30 protein-coding genes and 1 tRNA gene are annotated in these 25,371 nt (G+C 69.6%); 11 read left to right on the top strand and 20 right to left on the bottom strand.

The annotated features are described in order from the left end of the window. Nucleotides 1-66: 66 nt before the first annotated feature. Nucleotides 67-861, bottom strand: coding sequence for a TatD family hydrolase (locus tag BMY74_RS03560; protein WP_089910444.1), 795 nt, complete (start codon nt 859-861; stop codon nt 67-69). A 26-nt stretch (nt 862-887) separates the two neighbouring features. Then, on the bottom strand, nt 888-2,681 hold the full coding sequence (metG, locus tag BMY74_RS03555; RefSeq protein WP_089910441.1) for a methionine--tRNA ligase: 1,794 nt from the start codon (nt 2,679-2,681) through the stop codon (nt 888-890). A gap of 54 nt (nt 2,682-2,735) precedes the next feature. Between metG and BMY74_RS03550 the strand changes: the two genes are divergently transcribed. Genes BMY74_RS03550 through BMY74_RS03540 form a run of 3 tightly spaced genes read left to right on the top strand, consistent with a single transcriptional unit; the run spans nt 2,736 to nt 4,981 of the window. Further along, nucleotides 2,736-3,287, top strand: a complete 552-nt coding sequence (locus BMY74_RS03550) for a PadR family transcriptional regulator (RefSeq protein ID WP_089909213.1) — start codon at nt 2,736-2,738, stop codon at nt 3,285-3,287. 58 nt (nt 3,288-3,345) lie between these two features. Then, nucleotides 3,346-4,278: an ATP-binding cassette domain-containing protein gene (locus BMY74_RS03545; protein ID WP_089909209.1), complete on the top strand. Its 933-nt coding sequence runs from the start codon at nt 3,346-3,348 to the stop codon at nt 4,276-4,278. After that, the gene (locus BMY74_RS03540; RefSeq protein WP_089909206.1) at nt 4,268-4,981 is read left to right on the top strand and encodes an ABC transporter permease; all 714 of its coding nucleotides are present in this window, start codon (nt 4,268-4,270) and stop codon (nt 4,979-4,981) included. The genes BMY74_RS03545 and BMY74_RS03540 overlap by 11 nt, the downstream gene beginning before the upstream one ends. On the opposite strand, the gene rsmI is transcribed toward BMY74_RS03540, so the two are convergent. Next, a complete protein-coding gene (gene rsmI / locus BMY74_RS03535) occupies nt 4,973-5,818 on the bottom strand; it encodes a 16S rRNA (cytidine(1402)-2'-O)-methyltransferase (RefSeq protein ID WP_089909202.1) in 846 nt (281 codons plus the stop codon). The two genes, BMY74_RS03540 and rsmI, sit on opposite strands and share 9 nt — an antisense overlap. 24 nt (nt 5,819-5,842) lie before the next feature. Here rsmI and BMY74_RS03530 point away from each other — a divergent pair, with 24 nt between their 5' ends. Further along, on the top strand, nt 5,843-7,381 hold the full coding sequence (locus BMY74_RS03530; RefSeq protein WP_245785866.1) for a dolichyl-phosphate-mannose--protein mannosyltransferase: 1,539 nt from the start codon (nt 5,843-5,845) through the stop codon (nt 7,379-7,381). Here BMY74_RS03530 and BMY74_RS03525 read toward each other — a convergent pair. Together BMY74_RS03525 and BMY74_RS03520 are read right to left on the bottom strand one after the other, a co-directional pair. Next, the gene (locus BMY74_RS03525; RefSeq protein WP_089909198.1) at nt 7,368-8,027 is read right to left on the bottom strand and encodes a hypothetical protein; all 660 of its coding nucleotides are present in this window, start codon (nt 8,025-8,027) and stop codon (nt 7,368-7,370) included. The two genes, BMY74_RS03530 and BMY74_RS03525, sit on opposite strands and share 14 nt — an antisense overlap. Continuing rightward, nucleotides 8,017-8,604, bottom strand: a complete 588-nt coding sequence (locus tag BMY74_RS03520) for an RNA polymerase sigma factor (protein ID WP_089909195.1) — start codon at nt 8,602-8,604, stop codon at nt 8,017-8,019. Before BMY74_RS03520 ends, BMY74_RS03525 begins: the two co-directional genes overlap by 11 nt. Between BMY74_RS03520 and BMY74_RS03515 the strand changes: the two genes are divergently transcribed. Continuing rightward, nucleotides 8,603-9,196 (top strand): hypothetical protein, encoded by a 594-nt coding sequence (locus tag BMY74_RS03515; RefSeq protein ID WP_143091429.1) that lies wholly within the window; start codon nt 8,603-8,605, stop codon nt 9,194-9,196. The two genes, BMY74_RS03520 and BMY74_RS03515, sit on opposite strands and share 2 nt — an antisense overlap. Nucleotides 9,197-9,535: 339 nt before the next feature. On the opposite strand, the gene BMY74_RS03510 is transcribed toward BMY74_RS03515, so the two are convergent. The 5 genes from BMY74_RS03510 to BMY74_RS03490 form a co-directional block, all read right to left on the bottom strand. Further along, nucleotides 9,536-11,530 (bottom strand): serine/threonine-protein kinase, encoded by a 1,995-nt coding sequence (locus BMY74_RS03510; RefSeq protein ID WP_245785865.1) that lies wholly within the window; start codon nt 11,528-11,530, stop codon nt 9,536-9,538. Between the two features lie 257 nt (nt 11,531-11,787). After that, nucleotides 11,788-12,333, bottom strand: a complete 546-nt coding sequence (locus tag BMY74_RS03505) for a hypothetical protein (protein WP_143091428.1) — start codon at nt 12,331-12,333, stop codon at nt 11,788-11,790. A gap of 68 nt (nt 12,334-12,401) precedes the next feature. Continuing rightward, nucleotides 12,402-12,776: a cupin domain-containing protein gene (locus tag BMY74_RS03500; RefSeq protein WP_089909185.1), complete on the bottom strand. Its 375-nt coding sequence runs from the start codon at nt 12,774-12,776 to the stop codon at nt 12,402-12,404. A 93-nt stretch (nt 12,777-12,869) separates the two neighbouring features. Continuing rightward, nucleotides 12,870-13,610 (bottom strand): hypothetical protein, encoded by a 741-nt coding sequence (locus tag BMY74_RS03495; RefSeq protein WP_143091427.1) that lies wholly within the window; start codon nt 13,608-13,610, stop codon nt 12,870-12,872. Nucleotides 13,611-13,656: 46 nt separating this feature from the next. Then, nucleotides 13,657-14,238, bottom strand: a complete 582-nt coding sequence (locus tag BMY74_RS03490) for a TetR/AcrR family transcriptional regulator (RefSeq protein WP_089909180.1) — start codon at nt 14,236-14,238, stop codon at nt 13,657-13,659. Nucleotides 14,239-14,333: 95 nt separating this feature from the next. On the opposite strand from BMY74_RS03490, the gene BMY74_RS03485 reads away from it, so the two are divergent. Beyond that, complete coding sequence (locus tag BMY74_RS03485; protein ID WP_089909177.1) at nt 14,334-15,095, top strand: SDR family oxidoreductase; 762 nt, start codon at nt 14,334-14,336, stop codon at nt 15,093-15,095. Between the two features lie 67 nt (nt 15,096-15,162). On the opposite strand, the gene BMY74_RS03480 is transcribed toward BMY74_RS03485, so the two are convergent. Further along, on the bottom strand, nt 15,163-15,984 hold the full coding sequence (locus BMY74_RS03480) for a class II aldolase/adducin family protein (protein WP_281244941.1): 822 nt from the start codon (nt 15,982-15,984) through the stop codon (nt 15,163-15,165). A gap of 143 nt (nt 15,985-16,127) precedes the next feature. Here BMY74_RS03480 and BMY74_RS03475 point away from each other — a divergent pair, with 143 nt between their 5' ends. Continuing rightward, the gene (locus BMY74_RS03475) at nt 16,128-16,754 is read left to right on the top strand and encodes a TetR/AcrR family transcriptional regulator (RefSeq protein WP_177229543.1); all 627 of its coding nucleotides are present in this window, start codon (nt 16,128-16,130) and stop codon (nt 16,752-16,754) included. Nucleotides 16,755-16,902: 148 nt separating this feature from the next. On the opposite strand, the gene BMY74_RS03470 is transcribed toward BMY74_RS03475, so the two are convergent. From BMY74_RS03470 to BMY74_RS03450, 5 genes are all read right to left on the bottom strand, one after another. Further along, nucleotides 16,903-16,975, bottom strand: a tRNA-Ala gene (locus BMY74_RS03470). Nucleotides 16,976-17,034: 59 nt separating this feature from the next. Further along, nucleotides 17,035-17,748 carry a divisome protein SepX/GlpR gene (sepX, locus tag BMY74_RS03465; protein ID WP_089909175.1) on the bottom strand — a complete coding sequence of 238 codons (714 nt, stop codon included), beginning with the start codon at nt 17,746-17,748 and terminating at the stop codon, nt 17,035-17,037. 155 nt (nt 17,749-17,903) lie between these two features. After that, nucleotides 17,904-18,557, bottom strand: a complete 654-nt coding sequence (locus BMY74_RS03460) for a GNAT family N-acetyltransferase (protein ID WP_089909172.1) — start codon at nt 18,555-18,557, stop codon at nt 17,904-17,906. Beyond that, nucleotides 18,554-19,777, bottom strand: coding sequence for a molybdotransferase-like divisome protein Glp (glp, locus tag BMY74_RS03455; protein WP_089909169.1), 1,224 nt, complete (start codon nt 19,775-19,777; stop codon nt 18,554-18,556). Before glp ends, BMY74_RS03460 begins: the two co-directional genes overlap by 4 nt. A 17-nt stretch (nt 19,778-19,794) precedes the next feature. Continuing rightward, nucleotides 19,795-20,679 (bottom strand): UTP--glucose-1-phosphate uridylyltransferase, encoded by an 885-nt coding sequence (locus BMY74_RS03450; RefSeq protein ID WP_089909167.1) that lies wholly within the window; start codon nt 20,677-20,679, stop codon nt 19,795-19,797. Between the two features lie 38 nt (nt 20,680-20,717). On the opposite strand from BMY74_RS03450, the gene BMY74_RS03445 reads away from it, so the two are divergent. The 4 genes from BMY74_RS03445 (at nt 20,718) to mscL (ending at nt 22,760) form a co-directional block, all read left to right on the top strand. Further along, complete coding sequence (locus BMY74_RS03445; protein ID WP_089909164.1) at nt 20,718-21,278, top strand: 5-formyltetrahydrofolate cyclo-ligase; 561 nt, start codon at nt 20,718-20,720, stop codon at nt 21,276-21,278. A 94-nt stretch (nt 21,279-21,372) separates the two neighbouring features. Next, nucleotides 21,373-21,690 carry an FmdB family zinc ribbon protein gene (locus tag BMY74_RS03440; protein ID WP_089909161.1) on the top strand — a complete coding sequence of 106 codons (318 nt, stop codon included), beginning with the start codon at nt 21,373-21,375 and terminating at the stop codon, nt 21,688-21,690. Between the two features lie 72 nt (nt 21,691-21,762). Next, nucleotides 21,763-22,317 carry an SAF domain-containing protein gene (locus tag BMY74_RS03435; protein ID WP_089909157.1) on the top strand — a complete coding sequence of 185 codons (555 nt, stop codon included), beginning with the start codon at nt 21,763-21,765 and terminating at the stop codon, nt 22,315-22,317. Next, nucleotides 22,317-22,760, top strand: coding sequence for a large-conductance mechanosensitive channel protein MscL (mscL, locus tag BMY74_RS03430; RefSeq protein WP_089909154.1), 444 nt, complete (start codon nt 22,317-22,319; stop codon nt 22,758-22,760). Before BMY74_RS03435 ends, mscL begins: the two co-directional genes overlap by 1 nt. 343 nt (nt 22,761-23,103) lie before the next feature. Here the strand turns inward: mscL and BMY74_RS03425 are convergent, their stop codons facing one another. From BMY74_RS03425 to BMY74_RS03410, 4 genes are read right to left on the bottom strand one after another with little or no spacing between them, the layout of a single operon-like run. Next, a complete protein-coding gene (locus BMY74_RS03425) occupies nt 23,104-23,286 on the bottom strand; it encodes a hypothetical protein (RefSeq protein ID WP_089909151.1) in 183 nt (60 codons plus the stop codon). Further along, on the bottom strand, nt 23,273-23,773 hold the full coding sequence (locus tag BMY74_RS03420) for a MogA/MoaB family molybdenum cofactor biosynthesis protein (RefSeq protein ID WP_089909148.1): 501 nt from the start codon (nt 23,771-23,773) through the stop codon (nt 23,273-23,275). Before BMY74_RS03420 ends, BMY74_RS03425 begins: the two co-directional genes overlap by 14 nt. Before the next feature lie 5 nt (nt 23,774-23,778). Next, nucleotides 23,779-24,639 (bottom strand): sensor histidine kinase, encoded by an 861-nt coding sequence (locus BMY74_RS03415; protein WP_089910425.1) that lies wholly within the window; start codon nt 24,637-24,639, stop codon nt 23,779-23,781. Between the two features lie 23 nt (nt 24,640-24,662). Further along, nucleotides 24,663-25,367 (bottom strand): response regulator transcription factor, encoded by a 705-nt coding sequence (locus BMY74_RS03410; protein ID WP_218159501.1) that lies wholly within the window; start codon nt 25,365-25,367, stop codon nt 24,663-24,665. Nucleotides 25,368-25,371 lie beyond the last annotated feature (4 nt).

Here is a 25,371-nt window from a genome sequence, read left to right as displayed (position 1 = left end):
AATGTTGTGACCTCAGTCACCCCATGGAGGTAGGAACCCTGTACTCCGTTCGCTCTACGTCGCATTTCAGTGGTCGAACCCGAACACTCGTTGAGCAGTACGGGTGACGGCGGCGCAGAGTTCAGAAAGATCTTCGCCACGCACCGTAGCGAGATCCCGAACTGTGTAATTCACACAATAGGGTTCGTTCGGACGCCCCCGGAACGGATGAGGCGTCAGGAACGGCGCGTCCGTCTCGACCAGGAGCTGGTCCTGGGGCACGAGCTGGGCCGCCTCGCGCAGGGCGCGCGCGTTCTTGAACGTGACCGGGCCCGCGAACGACAGGACGTACCCCGCGTCGACGCACCGGCGGGCGAAGTCCGCGTCACCGGAGAAGCAGTGGAAGACCACTGTGGACGGTGCGCCCTCGGAGTCCAGGATCTTGAGGATGTCCTCGTGCGCGTCCCTGTCGTGGATCATCAACGGCTTGCCGACGCGCTTGGAAAGGTCGATGTGCCAACGGAAAGCCTCGTGCTGCGCGGCCGGCGGCGAGTAGTCCCAGTAGTAGTCCAGACCCGTCTCGCCGATCGCGACCACGCGCGGCAGAACGGCCAGGCGCTCCAGTTCGGACTTCTCCGCGTCCCCGAACGACGCCGTGCGCGTCGGGTGCACGGCCACCGCCGCGTAGACCCTGGGGTCCCAAGTGGACGCTTCGGCGGCCCAGCGGGCGGCGGCCAGGTCGTCCGCCACGGTGACCACGTGCGAGACGCCGGCGGCCTCCGCCCGGTCGAGCAGGACCGCCACGTCGGTGGCGGTCGAGGCGCCGCACGCGTCGAGGTGGGTGTGGGCGTCGACCACCGGCACCGGAAGGGCTTCCGGCACCGGCGGTCGTTCCCGCTTCTCCGCCACTAGTCGGTGACGATCGGAGCCCACTCGGGCCCGGTCTCGCCCAGCTTCGCGTCGAGCTTGGTGAACAACGGCGACGGCTTCTGCAGCGGGCGGCCCACCTCGAGCGGCGTGGACTCCCACTTCGCCTGCTCACCCGCGTAGTCACCGGTCAGCACCGGGTACGAGCGGTCGGGCACGTCGAGGTCGGAGACCTCGTTCATCTGCGGCTGTGCGGCCCACACGCCCGTGCCGCCCAACGCCTCGTGCACCTTCTGCGCCGAGTGCGGCAGGAACGGCGTCATGAGCGTGTTCGCGTCCTGCACGACCTGCAACGCCGTGTGCAGCACCGAGTCGCGGCGGTCCGGGTCGTCCTTGAGCTTCCACGGCTCCTGGTCCGACAGGTACTTGTTCGCCGCCGAGATCACGCGCATCGCCTCGCCGGAGGCCTGCTTGAACCGCGACCGGCGCAGGTGCGCGCCGACCGTGTCGAACGCCGCCTTGGACTGCGCGAGCAGCTCGTGGTCGGCGGGGGTCAGAGCGGTGGCCTTCGGGATGGCGCCGACGTTCTTGTGCGCCATCGAGACCGAGCGGTTGACCAGGTTGCCCCACTCGTTCGCCAGCTCGAAGTTCGTCCGGCGGACGAACTCCTCCCAGGTGAAGTCCGTGTCCTGGTTCTCGGGACCCGCGACGGAGATGAAGTACCGCAGCGCGTCCGGCCCGAACTCCTTGAGGAAGTCGCCGACGTAGATCACGGTGCCGCGCGAGGTGGAGAACTTCGAGCCGCTCATCGTCAGGTACTCCGACGACACGACCTCGGTCGGCAGGTTCAGCGTGCCGAACCGGCCGGGCTCGCCGCCCTTGTCGCCCGCGCCGTTCTGCCCGAGCAGCAGCGACGGCCAGATGAGCGAGTGGAAGACGATGTTGTCCTTGCCCATGAAGTAGTAGCCCTGGGCGTCGCCCGTCCAGAACTCCTGCCACGCGTCCGGGTCACCGGAACGACGGGCCCACTCCACGGACGCGCTCAAGTAGCCGATGACCGCGTCGAACCACACGTAGAACCGCTTCATCGGCTGGTCGCTCCACCCGTCGAGCGGGATCGGCACACCCCAGTCGAGGTCGCGGGTGATGGCGCGCGGCCGCAGGTCCTTGATCAGGTTCTGCGAGAACTTGAGCACGTTCGGGCGCCACTCGGTCCGCGTGCCCATCCACGAGCCCAGCGACTCGATGAACGACGGCAGGTCGAGGAACAGGTGCTCGGTCTCGATGAACTTCGGCGTCTCGCCGTTGATCCGCGAGCGCGGGTTCTTCAGGTCGATCGGGTCGAGCTGGTTGCCGCAGTTGTCGCACTGGTCGCCGCGCGCGCCGTCGTACCCGCAGATCGGGCAGGTGCCTTCGATGAAGCGGTCGGGCAGCGTCCTGCCGGTCGACGGGCTGATGGCGCCCATCTCCGTCTTGGGGATGACGTAGCCGTTCTTCCACAGCGCGGAGAACAGGTCCTGCACCACCTGGTAGTGGTTGCCGGTGGTGGTGCGGGTGAAGAGGTCGTAGGACAGGCCGAGGCCCTGCAGGTCGCCGGCGATGACGCGGTTGTACTTGTCGGCGAGCTCGCGGGCCGTCAGGCCCTCCTTCTCGGCCTGCACCTGGATGGGCGTGCCGTGCTCGTCCGTGCCGCTGACCATGAGCACCCGGTGTCCGGACATTCGCATGTAGCGGGAGAAGACGTCGGACGGGACACCGAAACCGGAGACGTGACCGATGTGCCTGGGGCCGTTGGCATAAGGCCAGGCCACCGCGGTCAGTACGGAGGCACTCATGTGCATAGCCTACGGAGGCGGTGCCAGCCGCTTTTCACTGCATGGGAGGTCGGTTTGTCCGCGACCAGAATGCTGGTGCTCGGCGTGGTCAAGCTCGTCGGCGAGGCCCACGGCTACCAGGTGCGCCGCGAGCTCAAGTCGTGGTCGGCGGAGTCCTGGGCGAACGTGCAGCCCGGTTCGATCTACCACGCGCTGAAGGCGCTGGCCAAGGACGGACTGCTGGAGCCGGTCGGCGTCGAGTCCGGCGAGGGTCCCGCCCGCACCTCCTACCGGATCACGGCCGCCGGCGACCACGAGCTGAACGACCTCCTCGCGCACGCGCTCGCGAACCCGGCCGCCGGCAACGACGAGGTGTCCGCGGGCGTCGCGATGCTCAACCTCGTCCCGCGCAAGCAGGCCGTCGTGCTGCTGAAGAACCGGCTGGCGGGCCTCGAAGGCCAGCTCACCCCGACCCGCCACGGCATCGAGTCGATGCCGGAGATGGGCAAGCCCGCGCACGTCAGCGAGCTCTTTCGACTGTGGCTCGTCCACCTCGAAGGTCAGGTCCGGTGGACTCAAGAGCTGATCGAACGCCTAGAGGCCGGTGCGTACGCGCTTAAGGACTAGTCAAACTTGAATAGTCCTCGCTAGCCTCTAGTCAAAGTTGACTAGAGGGGGTCTCACCATGATCGAGGCACGCGGCCTCGCGCGCCGGTTCGACACGAAGACCGGTCCGGTGGACGCCGTGCGGGGCGTGGACATCGACGTCGCCGAGGGCGAGCTGGTCGGGTTCCTCGGGCCGAACGGCGCCGGCAAGTCCACGACGTTGCGGATGCTCACCACGCTGCTGCAGCCCACCGCCGGCGAGGCCACCATCGCCGGGCACGACCTGTTGAAGGACCCGGCGGGCGTCCGTCGCAACATCGGCTACGTCGGCCAGAAGCCCGGCGCGGGCCAGGACCAGCGGGTCGCCGACGAGCTCGACTTCCAGGCCCGCTTCTACGGTCTCTCCAAGCACGACGCCCGCAAGAAGGTCGCGGGCCTGCTCGAACGGTTCGACCTGGTCGGCCTGGAGAAGCGCGCCGTCGTCACGCTCTCGGGCGGCCAGCAGCGGCGGCTCGACATCGCGATGGGCGTGCTGCACGACCCGCGGCTGCTGTTCCTCGACGAGCCGTCCACCGCGCTCGACCCGCAGAGCCGCCGCAACCTGTGGGACCACATCAGGCAGCTCAAGGCCGACGGCACCACGGTCTTCCTGACCACGCACTACCTCGACGAGGCCGACTACCTGAGCGACCGGCTGCTCGTCATCGACCACGGCGCGATCGTCGGCGAGGGCTCACCGGACGACCTGAAGCACCAGGTCTCCGGTGACCTCGTCGTCCTCGGCACACCGCAGGCGCAGGTCGTCGCCACGAAGTTCGAGAACGCCGTGGTCGACGGCGAGGTGGTCAGCTTCCGCATCCCGAACGGCGACCGCGCGCTGCCGTCGTTGCTCAAGGACCTCGACCACATCGGCGTCGAGCTGCACTCCGTCCAGGTGCACCGGCCGACGCTCGACGACGTGTTCCTGACGATGACCGGCCGTTCCCTGCGGGAGGACAGCAATGCTGCGTGACACCTGGCTCGTCTTCTCCCGCGTGATGCTGCCCGTGCTGCGCAACCCCGTGGCCGTGGTGTTCGGCATCGCGCAGCCGTTGCTCTACCTCGGGCTCTTCGGTCCGCTGCTCGGCGACACGGGCTGGCAGTGGTTCGTGCCCGGCCTGCTGGTGCAGATGGCGTTGTTCGGCACGGCCTACGCGGGCTTCTCGCTGCTGCCCGAGGTCCGCACGGGCGTGATGGAACGCCTGCGGGTCACCCCGGTCAGCCGGATCGCGCTGCTGATCGGCCGGGTCGGCAAGGACGTGGTGCTGCTGGTCGTGCAGAGCCTGCTGATCATGCTCGCCGCGATGCTGTTCGGCTTCCGGGCGACGGCCGGCCAGATGCTGCTCGGCCTCGGGCTGGTGGCGTTGCTCGGCATCGCGATCGGCTCGATGTCGTACGCGATCGCGTTGAAGGTGAAGCTCGAGTACGTCTTCGCGTCCGTGCTGTCGGCGTCGATCGTGCCGTTGATGCTGCTCTCCGGCGTGCTGCTGCCCATGTCGAACGGCCCGCAGTGGCTCTACTGGCTGTCGCGGCTCAACCCGCTGGCGCACGTCGTGGACGCCGAGCGGTCGATCTTCAACCCCGGCACGGTGACGTACGGGCTGGTCTCGGTGGCCGTGCTGGTGCTGGTCGGCGTGTTCTACGGCGTGCGCACGTTCAACAAGGAGTCAGCTTGACTTGATCGCCGCGTCGTAGAGGGTCTTCTTGCTGATCCCGGCCGCCTCCGCGACCTCGGCGGCGGCCGACTTCATCCGCTCCCCGTCGGCGACGCGCTGCTTGACCTCGGCGACCAGCGTGTCGAGGTCCGGCGTGTCGGCGACGGGGGCGGGCCCGAGCACCACGGTGATCTCGCCGCGCGCGCCCTCCACGGCCCACTCGGCGAGCTCGCCCAGCGTGCCCCGCACGACCTCCTCGTACTTCTTCGTCAGCTCGCGGCACACGGCGGCGCGGCGGTCCGGTCCGAGCACCTCGACGGCGTCGGCGAGCGTGTCCGCGAGCCGGTGCGGGGCCTCGAAGAACACGACGGTGCGCTGCTCGGTGGCCAAAGGGGCGAACCAGCGGCGGCGCTCACCGGACTTGCGCGGCGGGAAGCCGTCGAACGCGAACCTGTCGCTCGGCAGGCCGGACAGCGCGAGTGCCGTCGTCACCGCGGACGGCCCCGGTAGGCACGTGACCGTGAGGTCCTGCTCGACGCACGCGGCGACGAGCCGGTAACCGGGATCGGAGACCGACGGCATTCCGGCGTCCGTCACGAGCAGCACGGTCTCGCCGTTGTGCAGCGATTCGAGCAGGCCCGGGAGGCGCCCGACCTCGTTCTGGTCGTAGAAGCTGATGACCCTCCCGGACGGCTTGACCTGCAACGCGGCGGCGAGGCTGTGCAGTCTCCTGGTGTCCTCGGCGGCGATCACGTCGGCCGTCTCGAGGGCCTCGACCAGGCGCGCGGAGGCGTCTCGGATGTCGCCGAGAGGGGTGGCTGCCAGAACTAGACGGCCTGAACCGGATACAGGACTCACAAGGTTCACCCTACGATCGGCGGCGTGACAGTCCTCGTGCAGCCAGGAGAGGCGCCCGTCGTCGTCGAGGAGCCGCGCACGGATCGTGCGGCGACGCTCGACCCGCCTCCGTCCGGAGACCGGATGCGCGGGTGGCTGATGACGGCCGTCGTGACGCTGATCGGTGCCGTCGTGCGCTTCTGGAACGTCGGTTATCCGACGGACAAGGGCACGCCGATCTTCGACGAGAAGCACTACGTGCCGCAGACGGCACAGGTGCTGCGCAACGGCGGCTACGAGGACAACCCCGGCTACGAGCTGATCGTCCACCCGCCGCTCGCGAAGCAGCTGATGGCGATCGGCCAGGAGCTCTTCGGCTACGACGGCATCGGCTGGCGGTTCGCCTCGGCACTGGCCGGCGCGATCACGATCCTGCTGATCGTCCGGATCGCCCGCCGCCTGACCCGCTCGGACCTGCTGGGCGCGCTCGCCGGCGTGCTGCTCATCGCGGACGGCGTCTCGCACGTCCAGTCGCGGATGGGCATGCTCGACATCTTCCTGGCGCTGTTCGTCGTGGCGGCGTTCGGCTGTCTCGTGGTCGACCGCGAACAAGTGCGCGCGCGCTTGGCCGTGGCCGTGCGCGAGGGGTTCGTCAACAACTCGGCGTTCGGCCCGTGGCTCGGCTTCCGCTGGTGGCGCTTCGGTGCGGGCGTGATGCTCGGTGCGGCGTGCGGCATCAAGTGGTCGGGCATCTGGTACATCGCCGCGTTCGGCCTGCTGACGGTCGTGTGGAGCGCTCTGGCCCGTCGTGCCGCGGGCGTCGAGGAGCCGTGGCTGGGCGCGCTGGCGAAGGACGTGCTGCCGTCGCTGGGCGGCCTGGTCGCGATCCCGGTGCTCGTCTACATCGCGACGTGGTTCCCGTGGATGGCGAGCGAGACCGGCATCGACCGGCACGTGGTCGGCGGCAAGGTCCAGGACATCTCGTACATCCCCGACGTCCTGCAGTCGCTCTGGTACAACGCGAAGAACGTCTACAAGTTCCACGTCGAGCTGGTCACCTCGGAGACCAACCGGCACCCGTGGGAGTCGAAGCCGTGGACGTGGCCGATGGGCCTGCGTCCGATGCTCTACTACTACGACAACACCGTCACGGGCTGCGGCGCCGCGTCCTGCCTGGGCGCGATCATGCTCATCGGCACGCCCGCGATGTGGTGGCTCGCGTTCCCGGTGATCGGCTGGGCGCTGTTCCGCACGATCGGCCGCATGGACTGGCGCTACGCGGGCGTCCTCGTCGGCTACGCCGCCGGTCTGCTGCCGTGGTTCCTCAACCTCGACCGGCAGATGTACTTCTTCTACGTCACGCCGATGGCGCCGTTCCTGGTGCTGATGATCGTGCTGGCGCTGGGCGAGGTCCTGGGCCGTCGGACCGCCGGTTCCGAACGCCGCGGCACCGGACTTCTGGTGGTGGCGCTGTACGTCGGCATCGTGGTCGCGAACTTCGTGTGGCTCTGGCCGATCCTGAACGGCAACCCGATCACACCGGAGATGTGGCAACAGCAGCTGTGGCTGCCTAGCTGGCGCTGATCTCCAGGGCTCTCTGCCTGGTCAGGTCGCCTTCGAGTCTCATGGTGACCTGACCTCGTTGCCAGAGCAGGGTCTGGCCCGCGAGCTGCGGTTCCTCGGTGTGCCACTGGCCGTCGCGGTCGATGTAGAAGAACGCGTGCGGGTAGGGGATCCAGATCTTGTCGCCGATCTGCTCGACCCCTTCGCCGTGGACGAGCTTGCCGACGGTCGAGCTGATGGTGCCGTCGAACTGGTCCAGCCTCAGCTCGCCGTAGTGCAGCGTGACGAACCGTCCTTCGTGGACGGTCACCTTGTCCGGCGTGCCGAGGGCCTGCGGCAGGTGGATGTCGAAGGGCATCTGCCGTCTGGCCTGGTCCAGCCCGACGTCCTGGCTGGACAGCGGAGGAGCGACGGACTGCGGCGCCTCGGTGCGGAACTCGACGCCGGCGAACTCCAGCAGCTGCCGCACGCCCGCCCGCACCGCCGGGGACACCGCGAAGGCGATCGCGAACGCGGTGACGGCCGCTACGACCGCCTGGAGCCGGCGGTTCTTCCTGCGCGGCGCGTTGATCCTGGTCAGCACCTGCGCGGTGACGTCCGGCGGCTCGGGCACGTGGAGGTGCACGGCGAGGTCGCGAAGGGCGGCCTCCGTCGGGTCATCGGTCATGGGCCACCTCCTCCAGCATCGGGCGCAGCCTGGCGAGCGCGCGGGACAGCCGCGACTTCACGGTTCCCTTGGCGAGACCGAGGGTCTGGGCGGTCTCGGCCTCGCTCAGGTCGAGCAGGTACCGGCACGTGACGACCTGGCGGTCCGGCTCGCTGAGGCCCTGCACGGCCTTCAGGAGCTTCGCGCGGGAGTCGTCCACGAGCGTGCCGGGGTCGTCGTGGTCGACGGTCTCGGTGATGGTCGCGAGCCTGAGCTCCACCAGGTTGCGCCGGCGCCTGCCGCGGTGCAGGTTCTTGGTCTCGTTGGCGACGATCTTGAGCAGCCACGGCTTGAAGTCGAGGCCCTGCTTGAACGTGTGGAGCTTCCGGTAGGCCTTCACGAACGCCTCCTGCACCACGTCCCCGGCGTCCGCACCCGCCCCGAGCAGGTAGGCCGTCCGGTGCGCGAGCGCGGTGTACCGGGCGACCAGCTCGCCGTAGGCCGCCTGGTCACCTGCGATCGCCCGTGCCACCGCGTCGTCCGTGATGCCCTCTCTACACCGGGAACCCCACTTGGGTTCCCGGTGTATCCGCCTCATGAGAATCCTCTTGCTGATGTGCGCTTTCCTGCTGATAAGCGCGCCCAACGCGCACGCGGGCGCATGGGCCGTCACGTACGTGGACCCGGTGCCGTCGATCCAGCCCTCCACGACCCACACCGTCGGCTACTGGGTGCTGCAACACGGCGTGCGCCCGTTCGCCGGCAACCTGGACAAGACGGGCCTGAAGTTCCGCAACGGCGCGGACGAGAAGGTGTTCGTCGGCGTGAGGCTGCCCGAACCCGCGCACTACGCCGTGGCGTTCACCCTGCCCGCCGGCACGTACGAGGTCTTCGGCGTGCAGGGGATCTTCCCCGACCACCCGCTGGGCAGGCTGACGGTCCCGGGCACGTTGCTCGTCAAGCCGGTGGACCCACAACTCGTGCTGGGACCGGTCGAGGGCCCGTCACCGTGGCAGGAGATCGCACCACCGCTGCCCAAGCCCGCGGTGTCCGCCGCCCCCGAACCGGCCGCCGCCGTGGAGCCGTCGGGAAAGCCCTTGCCGGTCTGGATCGCGGGGCTCGTCGTGGCCGGCGCGGCCGGGGTGTTCCTGCTGCTGCGCAAGCGGTTGCGGCCCGCGGCCCGAAGGTGAGTGGTGAGGCGATCGGCGGAAACCGCCTCACCACTCTTCGCATGGCATCCCGTGAGATGCCGAGGCTTCCGGGTGAACCACGACCTTGGTCGTTGAACGGTGAATCGCCGTTACGGACCGGTTCGACGTTCACCCGGATCGCCTAAGCGTCGACCGGGACAAGCGCGACCGTGACGTCTTCAGGGGGCACGAACGCGTCCAGCCGCACCGATCCGGACGCGTGCGTGAGCTGTCAGAGCACTGCTTCGAGCTGCGGCACTACGTCGGGCGCGGTCCTGGCGGTCGTCGACGACGTGGTGGAACATCCACCTCGTCCCGCAGAACGCCAGCCCGGATCGCCTACATCGGCATGTGCCTCGTCGGCGGCGGAGTCGGCTTGCTGATCATCTTGGTGACCGGGCCTTCCTTGCTCATGCCCTGCTGGTCCAGGAACTGCGACAGCTGCGACCGCACCTGCGCGAGCGAAGGCCGGCGCCCGGGTTCGGGGTCCATCGCGGCGAGCAGGAGACGGGCGTGCGCGCTGTTCTGCGGCAGCTTGGTGATCGGTTCGCCCTGGGCAGCGGCCATCAGCGAGGAGATCGGGTTCTCGCGGGAGCCGCGCGGCGGGTGGCCGGTCAGCGCGTACGAGACCGTGGCGGCGAGCTGCCACGAGTCGGACGCCGGGGACGCCGTCTCGCCGCGGGCCGTCTCCGGGGCGAGGAAGTCCGGCGTGCCGACCATCATGCCGGTCGCGGTGAGGGTGCTGTCGCCCTTGGAGCGGGCGATGCCGAAGTCGATCAGGTGCGCGGTGCCCTGGCCGTCCACGATGACGTTCGACGGCTTCACGTCGCGGTGCAAAACGCCCCGGTCGTGGGCTGCCGCGAGCGCGTCGGCCATGTTCAGCCACAGGCGGGCGGCGAGCTTGTCGTCGATCAGGCCGTTCTTGAGCACCGTCTCGGACAGCGACGCGCCCTCGATGTACTCCATCACCAGGGCGAGGCCGTCCGGGTCCTGGACGATGTCGAACACGCGCACGCAGTTCGGGTGCCGGACCGCGGCCAACGCGCGGGCCTCGCGGAGCATGCGCGCCTCGGTCTCGTTGTCCGGGGCGTGCGCCAGCTTCACCGCGACCGTGCGGTCGAGCTGCTCGTCGACGGCCAGCCAGACCGTGCCGAAGCCGCCGGAACCGAGCTGGCGGACGCGGCGGAACCGGCCGTTGCCGGGGTTCCAGACCTTGCCCGACTTCTGCACGGGCGCGGGCGACTCGGCGTTGGCCGCGCCCGGACCGAACGGCAGCGGGCCGGGCGTGTCCGCGAGCACCGCCGGGTTCGACGGCTGCGGCGCCTTCGGCTGGGGCAGCACCTCGGCGACGCGGGTCGGCGGGTACTGCCGCGGCGGCGGGTTCTGCGGGTGGTTCGCAGGCTGCGGTTGCGGCTGCGTCACCGGGCGCATCGGCCGGTTCATCGGCGCCGGCTGGTACTTCGGCACCTGCGCCGGCTGGTACGGCGGCGGGTTCTGCGACGAGTGCTGCGGCGGGTTGTGCGGCGGCTGGTGCGCGGAGGCGTTGATCGGCTTCGTCGCGGCCTTCTTCTGCGGCTGGCCCTGCGGGAGCTGGTTGTTCTGGGGCTGCGGCGTGCGCGCCACCGGCTGCGGTGGCTGGTTCTGCGAGTTGCGGTCCGAGGACCGGTCGCGGCCGGGGCGGTTCAGCATGGCGGTAGTCAACCCGAAAATCCGCACGACGATTGACCCGATTACCGCAATCGGCAGAAACCCGAGGAGCACATGGCCCACAAGGGTCACGGGGAATGCCGACGTCGTTACGAGCAGTACCAGGAACATCGGCCAGAACACCCGGCGCGGCCAGTTCGGCCCGAGCCGGAACGCCGAACCGGACTGCAGCATCACGAACAGCAGGCACAGCAGCGCGAGCGCCACCGTCACACCGGCGGCGGCGAGGAACAACGGCTGCGCCGTGGGCTGCTTGATCACACCCAGGACCGAGGGGGCCTCGATGAGGTAGGAACCCTGCGAGAACGTGCCGAAGCAGGTGGCCTCGTCCAGGGAGTCGGCGCCGATGATGGCCCGCCCGGACAGCCCCTGCACGGTTCCGCGCATCACGAGCCACGGCAGCACCAGGCAGCTGGCGACGCCGAGCACGGTGAAGACGGCACCGGTCACGGGACCGTAGGAGTTGCCGACCACCCGGCGCACCGCGATGGACAGCAGCGCCCCGACCGTCGGGAACAACCCGAGCACCGCACCGAGCGCCGTGGTGGTCCACACCCAGTCACCGGGGCAGACACTCGCACCCACGAAGCCGTGCAGCCACGTGAGCAAGGACTCAGCGAGCCCCACGACTCACACCACCCCTTTCGAGATCACCCCCAGCCTAGGTGCCTTCTCAGCCTACGGTGCGTGATTGGTCTGCGGTTGATCCCACAGCAACCCTTTCCTTGATCACCGCGTTGCACCTCCGTCCACCCCGCGTTGGGCCTCTTGGCTCTTACACGTTGCGATGGACGGACTCCGTTGACCGATGTCGCCGGTTCTGCACGGATCGTTATCGGAGGCAGCACGAACGGACCTGTGGCGAACGGGTGGAGAAAGCGACCTCAGCGGGTGTGAACGCGGTGGTCGGAGACGGTGTGCGAGCCACCCGGCCCCACCGATCCCCCGCCGGTCCTCACCACCGGATCGGGTGCCACCGGCAACTCCCCCAGCCCGGCGAGGAACTCGACGGTCCACCGGTGCCGCGCGGCCGGGTCGCGCTCCGCGTAGGAGTCGCCGAGGCCGTAGGTGGCGGTGCGGGTCTGGTCGCGCATCTCGACGGTGATCCGCGAGCCGAGCTCGCCGGTCTCACCGGGCGCGCATTCCACTTCCAGGCGGGCGCGGATCCACTGCGGCTCGGTGGCCGGGTCCGCTTCGAGCTCTTCGGAGATCGCGGTGCAGGAGGTGCCGTGCGCGCGCAGGGTCATGGACGCCTGGAACACGACGAGCTCACCGGCCGTGCAGCCGGTGAGAACGCGCGCTTCTACGGCTGTCTCCGTGCTGGAGACGACGGGACGGGCGGCCGTGCACCGGGCGGCGTGGGCTTCGGTCGCCGCTGCACCGCTGGAGGTGACGGCCCCGAGTAATAACGCGGCGACCACAGATCTCATAGGAGAAAACTATTTGTGGGCGCCGCGTTCTTCACCGAACTTCACCCCATAGATGGGTGAGCGTGCAATTAATGGTCGTGGTGGTCGTGCTCGGGCGCGAACGGTTGGTAGACGTAGAACATCGTGACGGGCTCGTCGCCCGCGACCGTTTCGTGGTCGACGCCCGGCGGCACGAACGCGTACGAACCCGCCGTCGCCTCCACACCGCCGATGCTCACGGTGCCGTCGATGACCCAGGTGTGCTGCGTCGCCGACGGGTGGTTGTGGCCGACGTCGCGGGCGCCGGGCGCCATCTGGATCAGGCCGACGATCGTGTCGCCGCCCGGCGACTTCCACAGGAGCTTGTTCTGCAGCCGCTCGTCGCCGTGCAGCGGGAACGCCTTCAGCTGGGCGAGGGCTTCGGCGGACAGGACCGTGACCTTGTCCTGTGGCGCGTCGCTCATGGGTACAGCCTTTCGGGAGCCGAACGAGCTTACGGCCGTTATATAGACGAACAGGCCGCCCGCATTACGACGGACGGCCTGGAATCGCTCAGCTCAGGCGCACGCCGCCTCGGTGTTGAACAGCATGAACGCCGTGAGCTTGCCCTCGGCGAAGTGGAAGCTCAGCACGAACCCCTTCTGGCCGGGCACGGGCACGTCGAACATGCCGTCGCCGGCGCTGGTGGCGTTCGGGTAGGCCGCCTTGACCTGCTCGACCGTGGCGCCCTTGCCGAGGTCCTTTGCCGCCGTGGCACCGGGAGGCGGCAGGATCATCCGGATCTTGTCGCCGGCGAACAGCACGCCGCCGTGGGCCTCGCGCGCCTCGGCCCGGTCGGCGATGCGCTTCGTGGACTCCACGGTCAGCTGCACGACCTTGTTGCTCGCCTCGGCCGACGCCGCGAGCCGTTCCGCCGACGCGGCGTAGTCCGCGGCACCCGCGTTCGGACCGGGCTCCGGCCCGATCGCCGCCTTGGCGGCGTCCGCGGCCTTCTGCGCCTCGGCGATCTTCTGCTCGAGCGCGTCGTCCTCGGCCACCTGCTTCGGGTCGGCCGCGGGCCCGTCCTCGTAGCGGTAGTCCTCGCAGTTTCCGGTCTTCCCCGCGCCCGTGGCCGCGAGGTCACCGGTGGCGAGGGCGTCCTGTTTGGACATTCCGGGCTTCAGCTTCCCCCAGCCCGTGACGTCGAAGTGCTTCTCCTGCGGCGCCGCCGGCTGCTCCTCCTGCCCCGGCGAACAGCTGACGGCGGCGAGTGCCGTCCCCACGACGAACAGAGCTTTAAATCCCCCAAGGATGTTCACGCGCCCAAGGTATCCGGCGGTGAGGCGGACACCGAACGCGTTTCCGCTACCTGCCCCAGATCGCGTCCAGCGCCGTGTCGACGGCCGCGGTCAGCCGCTCCAGGGGCTGCCCGGCCCTGTCCCGCACCCGCAGACCCGCGACGGTGGTGAACAGGAGCTCGGACCAGCCGTGGACGTCGATCTCACGCGTGATCTCGCCCTCGGCGACGGCCTTCTCCAGCAGGTCCGCGATCACGGTGACGTTGCCGTCGAAGGCCGCGTGCACCCGCTCACGGGTCGGTGAGTCCTCGGCGCCCAGTTCGGCGGCGGTGTTCACCATCAGGCACCCCCAGGCGTGGTCCTGCTCCTCGGTGATCATGTGCACCAGCCAGCGGCGCAGCGCGGAGCGCACGCTGTCCGAGCTGCTCGTGATCTCGCCGGTGGCCTCGTCCTGGACGGTCTGGTAGCTGTCCAAGGCCCGCAGGAACAGCGCGTGCTTGTCGCCGTAGGCCCGGTACAGGCTCGACGGGTTCAGTCCCATCGCCGCGCCCAGGTCCCGCGTCGACGTGCCGTGGTAGCCCTGGCGGCGGAACACTTCGATCGCCTTCCGGACTGCGTCGTGGTCGTCGAACTGACGGGGACGTGGCATGCCTCATCCTAACTCCGGGTTGTGTAGCGATCGCTCCCGTATTACGGTCAGACCGAGATAGGGAGCGATCGCTCCCGAACAAGCCTAGGAGTGTCATGCCGAACAACGTCGCCGTCGTCAGCGGAGGAACGAAGGGGATCGGCGCCGCTGTCGTCCAACGCCTCCTCAAGGACGGCTACGAGGTCGTCACCGGATCGCGCTCGGCCTCGCCGGAGCAGACCGGGAACCTCACGGTCGTGCGGGCCGACCTCGCCACCGCCGAGGGCAACCTGCGCCTGGCCGAGGCCGCCCGCGCCCGCGGCAGGGTGTCCGCCCTGGTGAACAACGTCGGCAACTGGGACTTCCGCTCCTCGTTCCTCGACGTGACCGACGAACAGTGGGAAGCCGGGTTCACGATCAACGTGATGTCCGCGGTCCGGCTCAGCCGGGCGCTGCTGCCCGACCTGCTCGACGGCGGTGGTGCGATCGTCAACATCTCCTCGGTCAACGCCCGCCTGCCGTTCACGGGCGTCGTCGACTACTCCGCCCACAAGGCCTCGATGTCGAACCTGACCCAGGCCCTGTCGGAGGAGTTCGCCGCGCGGGGCGTGCGGGTGAACACCGTGTCCCCCGGTCCGACCCGCACCCCCGGCTGGACGGACGAGGGCGGGACCGTCGACTGGATGGTCGCCCAGTCCGGCGCCACCAGGGAAGAGGTGCTGAACCACAAGGCACCCACCGACATGGGTGTCACGATGGGCCGGCTGGGCGAGCCCGAGGAGGTCGCGGCCGCCGTCGCGTTCCTGCTCGGGGACGAGGCGAGCTGGATCACCGGAACCGACCTGGTCGTCGACGGCGGCGTCATCAAGACGTTCTAGGCGCCGACGCCAGGACACGACAAAGGGCCGCCCGCGTTCCGGGGCGGCCCTTTCGTCGTCGCCGGGATCAGTCGAACAGGTCGGGGGATTCCGCGACGACCTGGTCCCAGAGGGGCCGGAACTGGAACCAGCCGGCGACCGGGTTCCCGGTCTGGTCGCGCACGCCGACCGCGGTGTCGTGGTCGATGAGGGTCGGCTCACCGGCGGCCATCGCCAGCAGCTGGGCCTGGCAGGAGCGCTCCATGGTGATGAACCACCAGGCGGCGGCCGCGACGGTCTGCCCCACGGTGAGCAGGCCGTGGTTCTGCAGGACGACCGCCTTCGCGTCACCCAGGGCGACGCCGATCCGGCGGCCCTCCTCGGTGTCGTTGACCACGCCGCGGAAGTCCGAGTAGAGCCCGTGGTCCTCGTAGAACGCGCAGGCGTCCTGGGTGATCGGCGCGAGCGGGATGCCGAGCGAGGCGAAGGCCTTGCCGTTCAGCGAGTGGGCGTGGGCGGCGGCGACCGCGTCCGGCCGCGCCCTGTGCACCTCGGAGTGGATGCAGAACGCCGCCCGGTTGACCGGCCGCTTGCCGTGCAGCAGGTTGCCCACGTGGTCGACGTGGATCAGGTCGGACACCTTGATCTGGCTGAAGCTCATGCCGAACGGGTTGACCCAGAAGGTGTCGGGGTGCTCGGGGTCGCGGGCCGTGATGTGGCCGGCCACCCCCTCCGAGAAACCGAACTTGGCGAACACCCGGAACGCGGCCGCGAGTTCGCGCTTGCGGTACTCCCGCTCCTCCTCGACCGAGAGGTTCATCGGCGGCAGCGGCAGCTCGAAGTCGTCGGGGGCGGGTCCGATGCTGGCGCGGACCATCTCCAGGATGTCCGGCGTAACCGTGCTCGTCATGACGGTCCCATCTATGAGATACAGAGTCGTATCGAAGACTGAGGCCACTATCACAGCTGGTCAGAACCAGCGTCAAGAGCAGCTATGCAAAGCAGCCGCGTGCAGATACGTTCCTGTATCGAAACGGGCAGAGCGGAGGAGTGGTGCCACGAGGGACGACCGGTCAGCGCGCCGTGACGAGGTCGCGGCTGCTGGCGAGTGCCGCCGAGGTCTTCGCCGAGCGCGGCTTCAACGGGGCCAGCATCGAGATGATCTGCGATCGGGCCGGCTTCACCCGAGGCGCGTTCTACTCCAACTTCGCGAGCAAGGACGAGCTCTTCTTCACCATGTTCGAGGCGCACGCCGCCGCGGTGCTCACGCGGTTGCGGAGCGCCCTCGACCAGGCCCGTCAGGCGAGCGATCCGTTGCAGCACTTCGTGAACCTCGCGAACCGCCCGTCCGAGGACGAGCGCCAGTGGTTCCTCATCTCGACCGAGTTCACCCTGTACGCCATCCGCAACCCCGAGGCGGCGGCCGTCCTCGCCCGCAAGGACGAGGAGGTCCGCCAGGGGATCGCGCGGATCTTCGCTGAACTGCTGGCGGCGTCGGGCCGCGAGTTCGTCATCGATCCCGCACTGGTGGCCCGCTTCGCGGTCGCCCTGCGCGAAGGCGGCAACGCCCAGGAACTGGTGGAGCCGGGCAGCATCGACTCCCGACTGGTGGAGCGACTGGTCCTGCCGGTCGTTCTCGACGCGTTCTCGCGGGCGTCCTCCGACCGCCGTTCCCCGTGACCTCCGCGGGCCCGGGAGCGGCCGATCGCTGCTCCGGATGACTGCGATTGCCGAAGGACAAGGCATTCGCAGTGCGAGAGGGACAAACGTACGACTAATGCGAAATCGCCCGGCCCGCGTAAACGCGGACCGGGCGATTATCAATCTGTGGAGCTGAGGGGAATCGAACCCCTGACCTTCTCGATGCGAACGAGACGCGCTACCAACTGTGCTACAGCCCCTTGCTGTCTTACGGGGAGAACTATAGCAGTCCCGGAGGGGGTGTTTTCACCACCCCCTCCTAAGCGCCGACCGCACCTCGGTACCGCAGCGACTCCAGCCCGTCGAGCTCGACGAAGACCGGGTCCTCGTCGTCGGAGTCGACCGGGATGGTGCCCGGACGCACGTGGTGCTCGAAGCGCGGCAACGGCGGCAGCGCGGGCCTGTCCTCGACGACCTCGACCTGGGTGGTCTCGGCCTCCTCGGCGACCTGCACGGGCTCGGGCTCGGCGGCAGGGGGCTCCTGCAGCTGCGGACCCGTCGCACGGCGGCGGCGCACCTGCTGCAGGCGGGCGAGCCGGCGCGCGCGGATCTCCTCCTCGATCCGCACCTGCCGGCGCAGGTACGTGAGGTACCCGACGAGCACCAGGTCGATCGCGGCGTGGCCGTACCAGAGCTTCGCGAAGAAGACCCCGGCGACGATCCCGGACGCGACGGCGGCGACCAGCAGGAATGCCACCACTCTGCGCCGGAACGCGTACTTCGCCTGCGCGACCAGCGCGGCGGTCTCCGGGTCGTAGCCACCGCGGCCGCGCCGGAAGGGGCGCTCGACGTACTCCTCCTCGTCGAAGTAGTCGTCGTCGATGTCGTGGATGTCGTCGTACTCGGCGTCCGGCATGGCGTCGTACTCCTCCCCCACGCTGCGCGCACTCTCCTGGCGCTTGCGGGCCATCATGGGGACGAGGACCACGAGCCAGGCGACGACCAGCGCAACGATGATCAGCGAACTCGGCATTCCCCGTTCACCTCCCCCGGCCCACGCGTGGTGCTGTCACCACGCTAGTCACAACAGTCACACCTGTGTCGGAGGCTCGCCGACTGCCGTGCGTACGAAAGTGTGGTCTATCACCCACTTTTGGGTGAAGTGATTAGGGCGAACGGAAGCAATCGTCAGGGAAGACGGGCCTCTCCGCGTGCGACCAAACGGCGCACTAGGCCATCCGGGACCTCTTCGGTCGTCAGCGCGAAGCAGAGGTGGTCGCGCCACTGTCCGGCAACATCCAGATAACGCTTGAAGAGACCTTCCTCGCGATAACCGGACTTCGTGAGCACACGGATCGAGGCGCCGTTCTCGGGACGCACGGTGGCCTCGAGGCGGTGCAGTCCGGCATCGCGGAAGGCGTGGTCCGTGAGCAACGCCACGGCCGCCGTGGCGACTCCGCCCCCGGCCCGGTCAGCGGCCACCCAGTAGCCGATCCACGCCGAGAGCAGCGAGCCGCGCACGATGTTGCCGACGGTGATCTGACCGGCGACCTCGCCGTCCACCAGGATCATGAACGGCAGCGTGGTGCCGCGCCGGGCCATGCCGCGCAACGACGACCACTGCGCGGGCCAGGAGAGCGTCGCGTTGCGCTCGTCCCAGCCCTCCTGCGCCGTGGGCTCCCACTGCTCCAGGTAGGCGCGGTCGCGGATGCGCAGCCTCGACCAGCGCGACCCGTCGAACAGGCGCGGTCCGCGCAGCTCGACGGTTCCGGCGCGCACGTGCAGGGGCCCCAGCCGGACGGGCCAGCCGGGGTGTCTGCCCAGATCGGCGAAAACGCTCATCCACGCTGCGCTAGGAAGCTGACCAGCACCTCTTCGCCGACAGAGACCTCGGTGACGTCCTCGTCGACCATGATGAGGCAGTTGGCCTCGGCCAGTGACGCGAGCAGGTGCGACCCGGACGTGCCGAGCGGCTGCACCAGGTACTCGCCGTTGTCCGCGTCGCGCAGCAGCTGACCGCGCAGGAAGCCCCGGCGGCCCTTCGTCGACTGCAGCGGCGACAGCAGGCGCGCCGACACCGCGCGGCGGTACGGGTTCTTCTTGCCGAGCGCCGCCCTGATCAAGGGCCTGACCAGCACCTCGAACACGACGAGCGCGCTCATCGGGTTCGCCGGTAGCAGGAACGTCGGCACGGCGTCGGGGCCGAGCCTGCCGAAGCCCTGCGCCGAGCCGGGGTGCATGGCGACGCGGCTGACGTCCATGTCGCCGAGCTCGGTGATCGCGGCCTTGACCTCGTCGCCGATCGTGCCGCCGACGCCGCCCGCGATGACGACGATCTCGGACAGCAGGAGCCTGCCCTCGATCACCTCGCGCAGCCGGCGCGGGTCGGCCGACATGATGCCGACCCGGCTGACCTCGGCGCCCGCGTCACGGGCGGCGGCGGCCAGCGCGTACGAGTTCACGTCGTAGACCTGGCCCTGGCCGGGCGTGCGGTCGACGTCGACGAGCTCCTCGCCGAGCGAGATGACCGACACGCGCGGCCGTGGGTGCACGAGCACCTTGTTGCGTCCGACGGCGGCCAGAAGACCCACCTGAGCAGCACCGATGGACGCGCCGCGGCGCACGGCGACGTCACCGGTCTGCACGTCCTCGCCGGTGCGGCGGACGAACCCGGCGGACGGCACGCTGCGGTTGACCGTCACCTTGGCCTGGTGGCCGTCGGTGTAGCCGAGCGGCACGACCGCGTCGGCCAGCGTCGGCAGCGGAGCGCCCGTCGCGATCCGCACCGCCTGGCCCGGCTGCAGCCTGCGCGGCTGCCGGGAGCCGGCCGGGATCTCACCCACGACCGGCAGCTGCACCGGACTCGCGTTGGCGCCGGACACGTCGACGCTGCGCACCGCGTAGCCGTCCACGGCGGCCTGGTCGAAGCCGGGCAACGCGCGTTCCGCGACGACCTCCTCGGCGCAGAGCAGGCCCTGCGACTCGGAGATCGCGACTCGCACGGGTGCGGGCCGCACCGCGGCCGCGATCACCCGAGCGAGCTGCTCGTCCACTGACCTCATGTGATTGGTCCTCGCGCTCAGGAGTTGTCGAGGCGTTCCCGCAACCACTCGCGCAGATCGGGTCCGTACTCCGGGGTGTTGAGTGCGAAGTCAACCGCAGCGCGCAGGAATCCGGCGGGATTGCCGAGGTCGTGTCGCCCGCCGCGGTGGACCACGACGTGCACGGGGTGACCCTCGTTGATCAGCAGCGCGATGGCGTCGGTGAGCTGCAGCTCGCCGCCGGCACCGGGGGTGATGCGCTTGAGGGCGTCGAAGATCGCCCGGTCGAGGAGGTACCGGCCCGCCGCCGCGAAGGTCGACGGCGCCTCCTCCGGCTTCGGCTTCTCGACCATGCCGACGACCTGCTTGACGTCGTCGCTGCCGGTGTCGCGGACGTCGAACACGCCGTACGCGGAGATCTGCTCGCGCGGGATGTCGAACGCCAGCAGGACGCTGCCGCCCTTCTCCTGGCGGACCTCGGCCATCTTCTTCAGCGCGCCGGTCGGCAGGATGATGTCGTCGGGCAGCAGCACCGCGACGGCCTCGTCCTCACCGGTCAGGTTGCCCTCGGCGCAGCCGACCGCGTGGCCGAGGCCGAGCGCCTGGTCCTGGATCGCGGTCTCGGCCTTGATCAGCTGCGGGGCGCGCCGGATCTTCTCGACGAGCTCGGTCTTGCCCTTGTCGGTGAGCGACTGCTCGAGGTCGGGGTTCGCGTCGAAGTAGTCCGCGACCGACGCCTTGGTCGGCGACGTCACGATGACCAGCTTCTTCGCACCGGCCTCTGCTGCCTCGCGCGCCACGTACTCGATGGCGGGGGTGTCGACCAGGGGCAGCAGTTCCTTCGGCACGGCTTTGGTCGTGGGGAGGAAACGGGTGCCCAGACCGGCCGCGGGCACGATAGCGGTGTGGAAGGCGCTGCTCATGGGCTGCGATGCTAACGACATACCGGGGGATACCCATCATGACGTCCGATCTTCGTGACCGGAAGGCCACACTGCGTTCACGGTTGCTCTCCGCGCGGCGTGCGCTGTCGCCCGAAGTCCGCGCCCTGGAAGCCGCCGCGCTGGCCGCGCACGTCGCCGCTCTGGATCTTTCACCTGATCAGACGGTGTGCGCCTTCCTGCCGGTCGGTTCCGAGCCCGGTGACGCGTCGTGGCTCGACGGGCTGCGGTGCCGGGTGCTGCTGCCGGTCGTGACGGGGGCGTCGCCGCTGGACTGGGCGGAGCACACCGGCGAGGTCGCGCCCGCGGGGTTCAAGCTGCTGGAGCCGACCGGCCCGCGGCTCGGCGCCTCGGCGATCGCTGGAGCCTCGCTGGTGCTCGTGCCCGCTCTGGCCGTGTCGGTGACCGGGGTGCGGATCGGGAAGGGGCAGGGCCACTACGACCGGTCGTTGCCGCTGGTCAAGGCGCCTCTGGTCGGTGTCGTGCGGGACTGCGAGGTGCTGGCGGAGGTGCCGGGCGAGCCGCACGACGTGCGGATGAACGGCGTTCTGACTCCCTCGATCGGGCTGCGCTGGCTGTGACTTTGATCGGGGGTGTTTGCGCTCCGGGAAGGTCCTGGGCGAAAATCGTGTTGGCACTCACAACGGTCGAGTGCCAGAGCTAGGAGCAGACCCAGTGCCTACGTACCAGTACGCCTGCACCGCGTGTGAGCACCGGTTCGAGGCGGTGCAGTCGTTCAGCGACGCCTCCCTCACCGAGTGCCCGGAGTGCTCGGGCAAGCTGCGCAAGCTGTTCGGCGCCGTCGGTGTCGTCTTCAAGGGCAGCGGCTTCTACCGCACGGACAGCCGTTCGGGCTCGTCGAAGAGCACGTCCTCGTCGTCCACCTCGTCCTCCTCGGAGACGAAGTCGTCGGACACGAAGTCCACCTCGTCGTCCTCGTCGTCCTCTTCGGATTCGAAGTCCTCGAGCGCTCCGGCGGCCGCCGCTTCCTGAAGATCGCGAGTTGTCCACAACTTGCGTTCCAGCCCCACCAGCCATGCCTCCGACCGCCCTACGGTCGGAGGCATGACGCTTTCCGCCTCCGCCCTCGACCGGGTCCGCTCCTTCTCGCGCCGCCGCCCTTCTCCCGCGTGGCGCCGCTTCCTGGCCCTGGGCCTCGCCCTGATCGCCCTGTCGACGTTCTTCTGGCCGGACGTGGGCCATCCCGCCGTGGTCGCCTCCCGCGACCTGCCGGCCGGGTCCCCGCTCACGGCCTCCGACGTCCGGGTCGTGTCCCTGAGCGCGCCGCTGCCCGGCTCGTTCCCGGGTTCCGAGGCAGTGGTGGGCCGCGCGTTGTCGTCGCCCGCGCGGGCAGGCGTCCCGCTGACCGACTACGACCTCTCCGACGTGTCCCCGGACCAGGCGTCGGTGGCCGTCCGAGTGGCTGACCAGGGCCTTGCTGCCGTCGTCAGACCGGGCGGCCGGGTCGACGTGGTGTCGTCGTCCGGCGAGGTCGTCGCGGAGAACGCGGCGGTGAGGGAGACGCGCGGCCAGGTCGTCGTGCTCACGTTGCCGAGACTTAATGCAACTCGTGTGGCCGCGATGTCACTGGATCACGCATTAGCCGTTACTCTCCGCTGATGCTGAAGGGATTCAAAGACTTTCTGATGCGCGGAAACGTCGTCGACCTGGCCGTGGCCGTGGTCATCGGCACGGCGTTCACCGCGATCGTCACCGCGTTCACCACGAGCCTCATCAAGCCGCTCATCGCGTCGCTGGGCAGCGCCGAGACCAAGGGCCTCGGCATCCAGCTCCGCGAGGGCAAGGACGACACGTACCTCGACTTCAGCAACGTCATCAACGCCGCGATCAACTTCATCATCGTGGCCGCTGTCGTCTACTTCGTCCTGGTGCTGCCGATCAAGAAGATCCAGGAGCGCCGCAAGAGGGGCGAGGAGGCCGGCCCGGCCGAGCCGACGAACGTCGAGCTGCTCATCGAGATCCGCGACCTCCTCGCGGCACAGCAGAACAACCAGCAGCAGCAGCCCACCGTGGTGCAGGACCGCCGCGGCCCAGCCATCTGATCTCAGCCCGTCCCCGCCGAGACGAAGCGCGCCCGCCGCACCAGCGGTCCAGCGCGCTTTGTCCTGGCTTTGCTCCAACCCCCGGCCGACGTCCGGGGCCGGGCCCAGGCCGCCTGATCACGGCGCCGAGGCCAGCGCTCCGCACTCGCGGGTCCGGCCAGGGACATCCGCAGCCATCCCACGAGGCCTGCTGCCCACTCGGGTTGGCAACAAGCTGTCCCAGCGGCGTCGGCCCGTCTCAGCGGCGTCGGCCCGTCTCAGCGGCATCGGCCCGTCTCAGCGGCGTCGGCTCACGCCAGCCGCGCCTGCCGCGTCAGCTCGCACAAGGCTGCGGCAGCCTGCCTCAGCCGCCGTGGTGCGGCGGCCTGTTCTCGCGGTACCAGGCCTCGCGGTCATCCGCCCCAGCCCCGGACCCACCGCGCTCGTCCGAAGTGGTCTCCGGCAGCACGTCACCGAACACCTCCGCCAACCGGCGACGACGCGCTGCGTCGTCGTCGGCCGGCTTCGGTGAATCACTCTTCGTCAAGACCGCTCAGCTGCTCGATCACGTAGGGCACCAGGGCCGACAGGGTCGCCATGCCGTCGCGGACCGCGGAGCGCGAGCCCGCGAGGTTCACGACGAGCGTGCTGCCGGAGACGCCGGCGAGACCGCGCGAGATGCCCGCGTCGACCGCTCCCGCGGCGAGGCCGGAGGCGCGGAGCGCCTCGGCGATGCCGTGGATCGGGCGGTCGAGCACGCCCTGCGTGGCGTCGGGGGTGACGTCGCGCGGGGACACGCCTGTGCCTCCCACGGTGACCACGAGGTCGACGCCACCGATGACGGCCGTGTTGAGGGCGGCCCGGATGTCGACCACCTCACCCTCGACCGCGACGGTGCCGTCGACGATGAAGCCCACTTCTTCGAGGAGCTCGGTGACGAGAGGCCCGGAGTTGTCGTCCTGCTCGCCGTGCGCCACCCGGTCGTCCACGATCACGACCAAAGCGCGGCCAAGGCGCTGCGCGCTGCGTTCCATACCGATCACCGTAGCGGGAGTCGGACCTCGAAGCGGCAGCCAGGACCGTGGTTCTCGACGCCGATCCGCCCGTGGTGCGCGTCGGCGAGGCCGCGCGCGATGGAAAGGCCCAGTCCGGCGCCCGACGGGTTGCGCGCGTACGAGCCGCGGAAGCCCACGTCGAACACCTGTGGCAGCACGTCATCGGGGATGCCGCCGCACGAGTCGTCCACTCGCACCACCGCTTCGGGTCCGTCCACATCGACCTGGACGGCGACGGCACCGCCCTCCGGTGTGTGGCGGATGGCGTTGGACACAAGGTTGCGTACGACACGCATCAGTTCCGGTTCGGAGCCCCGCACGACGGGCCAGGCGCGGGCGTCCGCGCGCAGCTCGACACCCTCGCGCGACGCGATCGGGCGGGAGGCGGCGACGACGTCGCTCACCACGTCGGCCAGCGCCACGTCGTGCATCGGCAGGTTCAGGGCGCCCGCGGTGATCCGGGAGAGCTGGAACAGGTCGTCCACGAGCTTCGACAGGTGGTCGGCCTCCAGCGCGATCTGCTTGGCGTAGACGGCGACCTCGCCCGGATCGGAGACGACGCCGTCTTCCAACGCCTCGGTCATCGCCCTGATCCCGGCCAGCGGCGTCCGCAGGTCGTGGCTGATCCACGCCACCAGCTGCCGCCGCGCCGCCTCGGCCTCGCGTTCCCACATCGTGCGCCGCGCGATCGCGCGACCCAGCAGGATCGAGAACGGCACGGTGACCAGGCCGACCACCACGCACGCCATGAGGGTCGCGCCGAGCATCGGCGTGAACATGAACCCGCTGACCATCAGCACACCGGCGATGGTGGCCACCACCGGCACGATGACCATGACGGTCATCGCGGTGGTCAGCGAGACGCGGCTCAGTCGATCGAACACGGGTCGTACCTGTAGCCGACGCCCCACACGGTGCTCAGCCGGCGCGGCTTCGCGGGGTCCTCCTCGATCTTCTCCCGCAACCGTCGCACGTGGACGGTCACCGTCGACTGGTCGCCGAACTGCCAGCCCCACACCCTTTCCAGCAGCTCCGCCCGGCCGAACGCCTTGCCCGCGTTGCCGATGAAGAACGCCAGCAGGTCGAACTCGCGGGTCGTCAACTGCAACGGCCGGCCGTCCAGCGTCGCCGTGTGCGCGGCCACGTCCAGCACGAGGTTCCCGTCCCGCACGACCCGCGGCTCGAACGCCCGGTGGGCCCGCCGCAGCACCGACGACACGCGCAACGCCAGCTCGCGCGGGCTGAAGGGCTTCGTCACGTAGTCGTCCGCGCCGATCTGCAGCCCGGCGATGCGGTCTTCCTCCTCGCCGAGCGCCGTCAGCATGACGACGGGCGTGCTGCCGCGCTCCCGGATCCGCCGCGCCACCTCGAGGCCGTCGATGCCGGGCAGCATCAGGTCCAGCACCACGATGTCCGGCTCCTGCGCGGCCATCAGCCGCAGCGCGCTCTCCCCGTCGCCGGCGAGCTCGACCTCGTACCCGGCGTGTTCGAGGTAGCGGCGCACGACATCGCGCACCGTCGTGTCGTCGTCGACGACCAGCACCCGTTCCACCACGTCACCACGGTAGGTCACGGAA

Source organism: Lentzea albida (genome assembly GCF_900111005.1).
Taxonomy (GTDB): Bacteria; Actinomycetota; Actinomycetes; order Mycobacteriales; family Pseudonocardiaceae; genus Lentzea; species Lentzea albida.
The sequence above is the reverse complement of the archived record's forward strand: the minus strand, read 5'-3'. Positions and strand labels throughout refer to the sequence as shown.

Coding starts and splice junctions, on each gene's coding strand:
- metG (WP_089910441.1), bottom strand. CDS start 2,681: ATGAGTGCCTCCGTACTGACCGCGGTGGCCTGGCCTTATGCCAACGGC.
- BMY74_RS03545 (WP_089909209.1), top strand. CDS start 3,346: ATGATCGAGGCACGCGGCCTCGCGCGCCGGTTCGACACGAAGACCGGT.
- BMY74_RS03540 (WP_089909206.1), top strand. CDS start 4,268: ATGCTGCGTGACACCTGGCTCGTCTTCTCCCGCGTGATGCTGCCCGTG.
- BMY74_RS03525 (WP_089909198.1), bottom strand. CDS start 8,027: ATGACCGATGACCCGACGGAGGCCGCCCTTCGCGACCTCGCCGTGCAC.
- BMY74_RS03515 (WP_143091429.1), top strand. CDS start 8,603: ATGAGAATCCTCTTGCTGATGTGCGCTTTCCTGCTGATAAGCGCGCCC.
- BMY74_RS03520 (WP_089909195.1), bottom strand. CDS start 8,604: ATGAGGCGGATACACCGGGAACCCAAGTGGGGTTCCCGGTGTAGAGAG.
- BMY74_RS03505 (WP_143091428.1), bottom strand. CDS start 12,333: ATGAGATCTGTGGTCGCCGCGTTATTACTCGGGGCCGTCACCTCCAGC.
- BMY74_RS03500 (WP_089909185.1), bottom strand. CDS start 12,776: ATGAGCGACGCGCCACAGGACAAGGTCACGGTCCTGTCCGCCGAAGCC.
- BMY74_RS03490 (WP_089909180.1), bottom strand. CDS start 14,238: ATGCCACGTCCCCGTCAGTTCGACGACCACGACGCAGTCCGGAAGGCG.
- BMY74_RS03485 (WP_089909177.1), top strand. CDS start 14,334: ATGCCGAACAACGTCGCCGTCGTCAGCGGAGGAACGAAGGGGATCGGC.
- BMY74_RS03480 (WP_281244941.1), bottom strand. CDS start 15,984: ATGACGAGCACGGTTACGCCGGACATCCTGGAGATGGTCCGCGCCAGC.
- sepX (WP_089909175.1), bottom strand. CDS start 17,748: ATGCCGAGTTCGCTGATCATCGTTGCGCTGGTCGTCGCCTGGCTCGTG.
- BMY74_RS03460 (WP_089909172.1), bottom strand. CDS start 18,557: ATGAGCGTTTTCGCCGATCTGGGCAGACACCCCGGCTGGCCCGTCCGG.
- glp (WP_089909169.1), bottom strand. CDS start 19,777: ATGAGGTCAGTGGACGAGCAGCTCGCTCGGGTGATCGCGGCCGCGGTG.
- BMY74_RS03450 (WP_089909167.1), bottom strand. CDS start 20,679: ATGAGCAGCGCCTTCCACACCGCTATCGTGCCCGCGGCCGGTCTGGGC.
- BMY74_RS03445 (WP_089909164.1), top strand. CDS start 20,718: ATGACGTCCGATCTTCGTGACCGGAAGGCCACACTGCGTTCACGGTTG.
- BMY74_RS03435 (WP_089909157.1), top strand. CDS start 21,763: ATGACGCTTTCCGCCTCCGCCCTCGACCGGGTCCGCTCCTTCTCGCGC.
- mscL (WP_089909154.1), top strand. CDS start 22,317: ATGCTGAAGGGATTCAAAGACTTTCTGATGCGCGGAAACGTCGTCGAC.
- BMY74_RS03420 (WP_089909148.1), bottom strand. CDS start 23,773: ATGGAACGCAGCGCGCAGCGCCTTGGCCGCGCTTTGGTCGTGATCGTG.
- BMY74_RS03415 (WP_089910425.1), bottom strand. CDS start 24,639: ATGACCGTCATGGTCATCGTGCCGGTGGTGGCCACCATCGCCGGTGTG.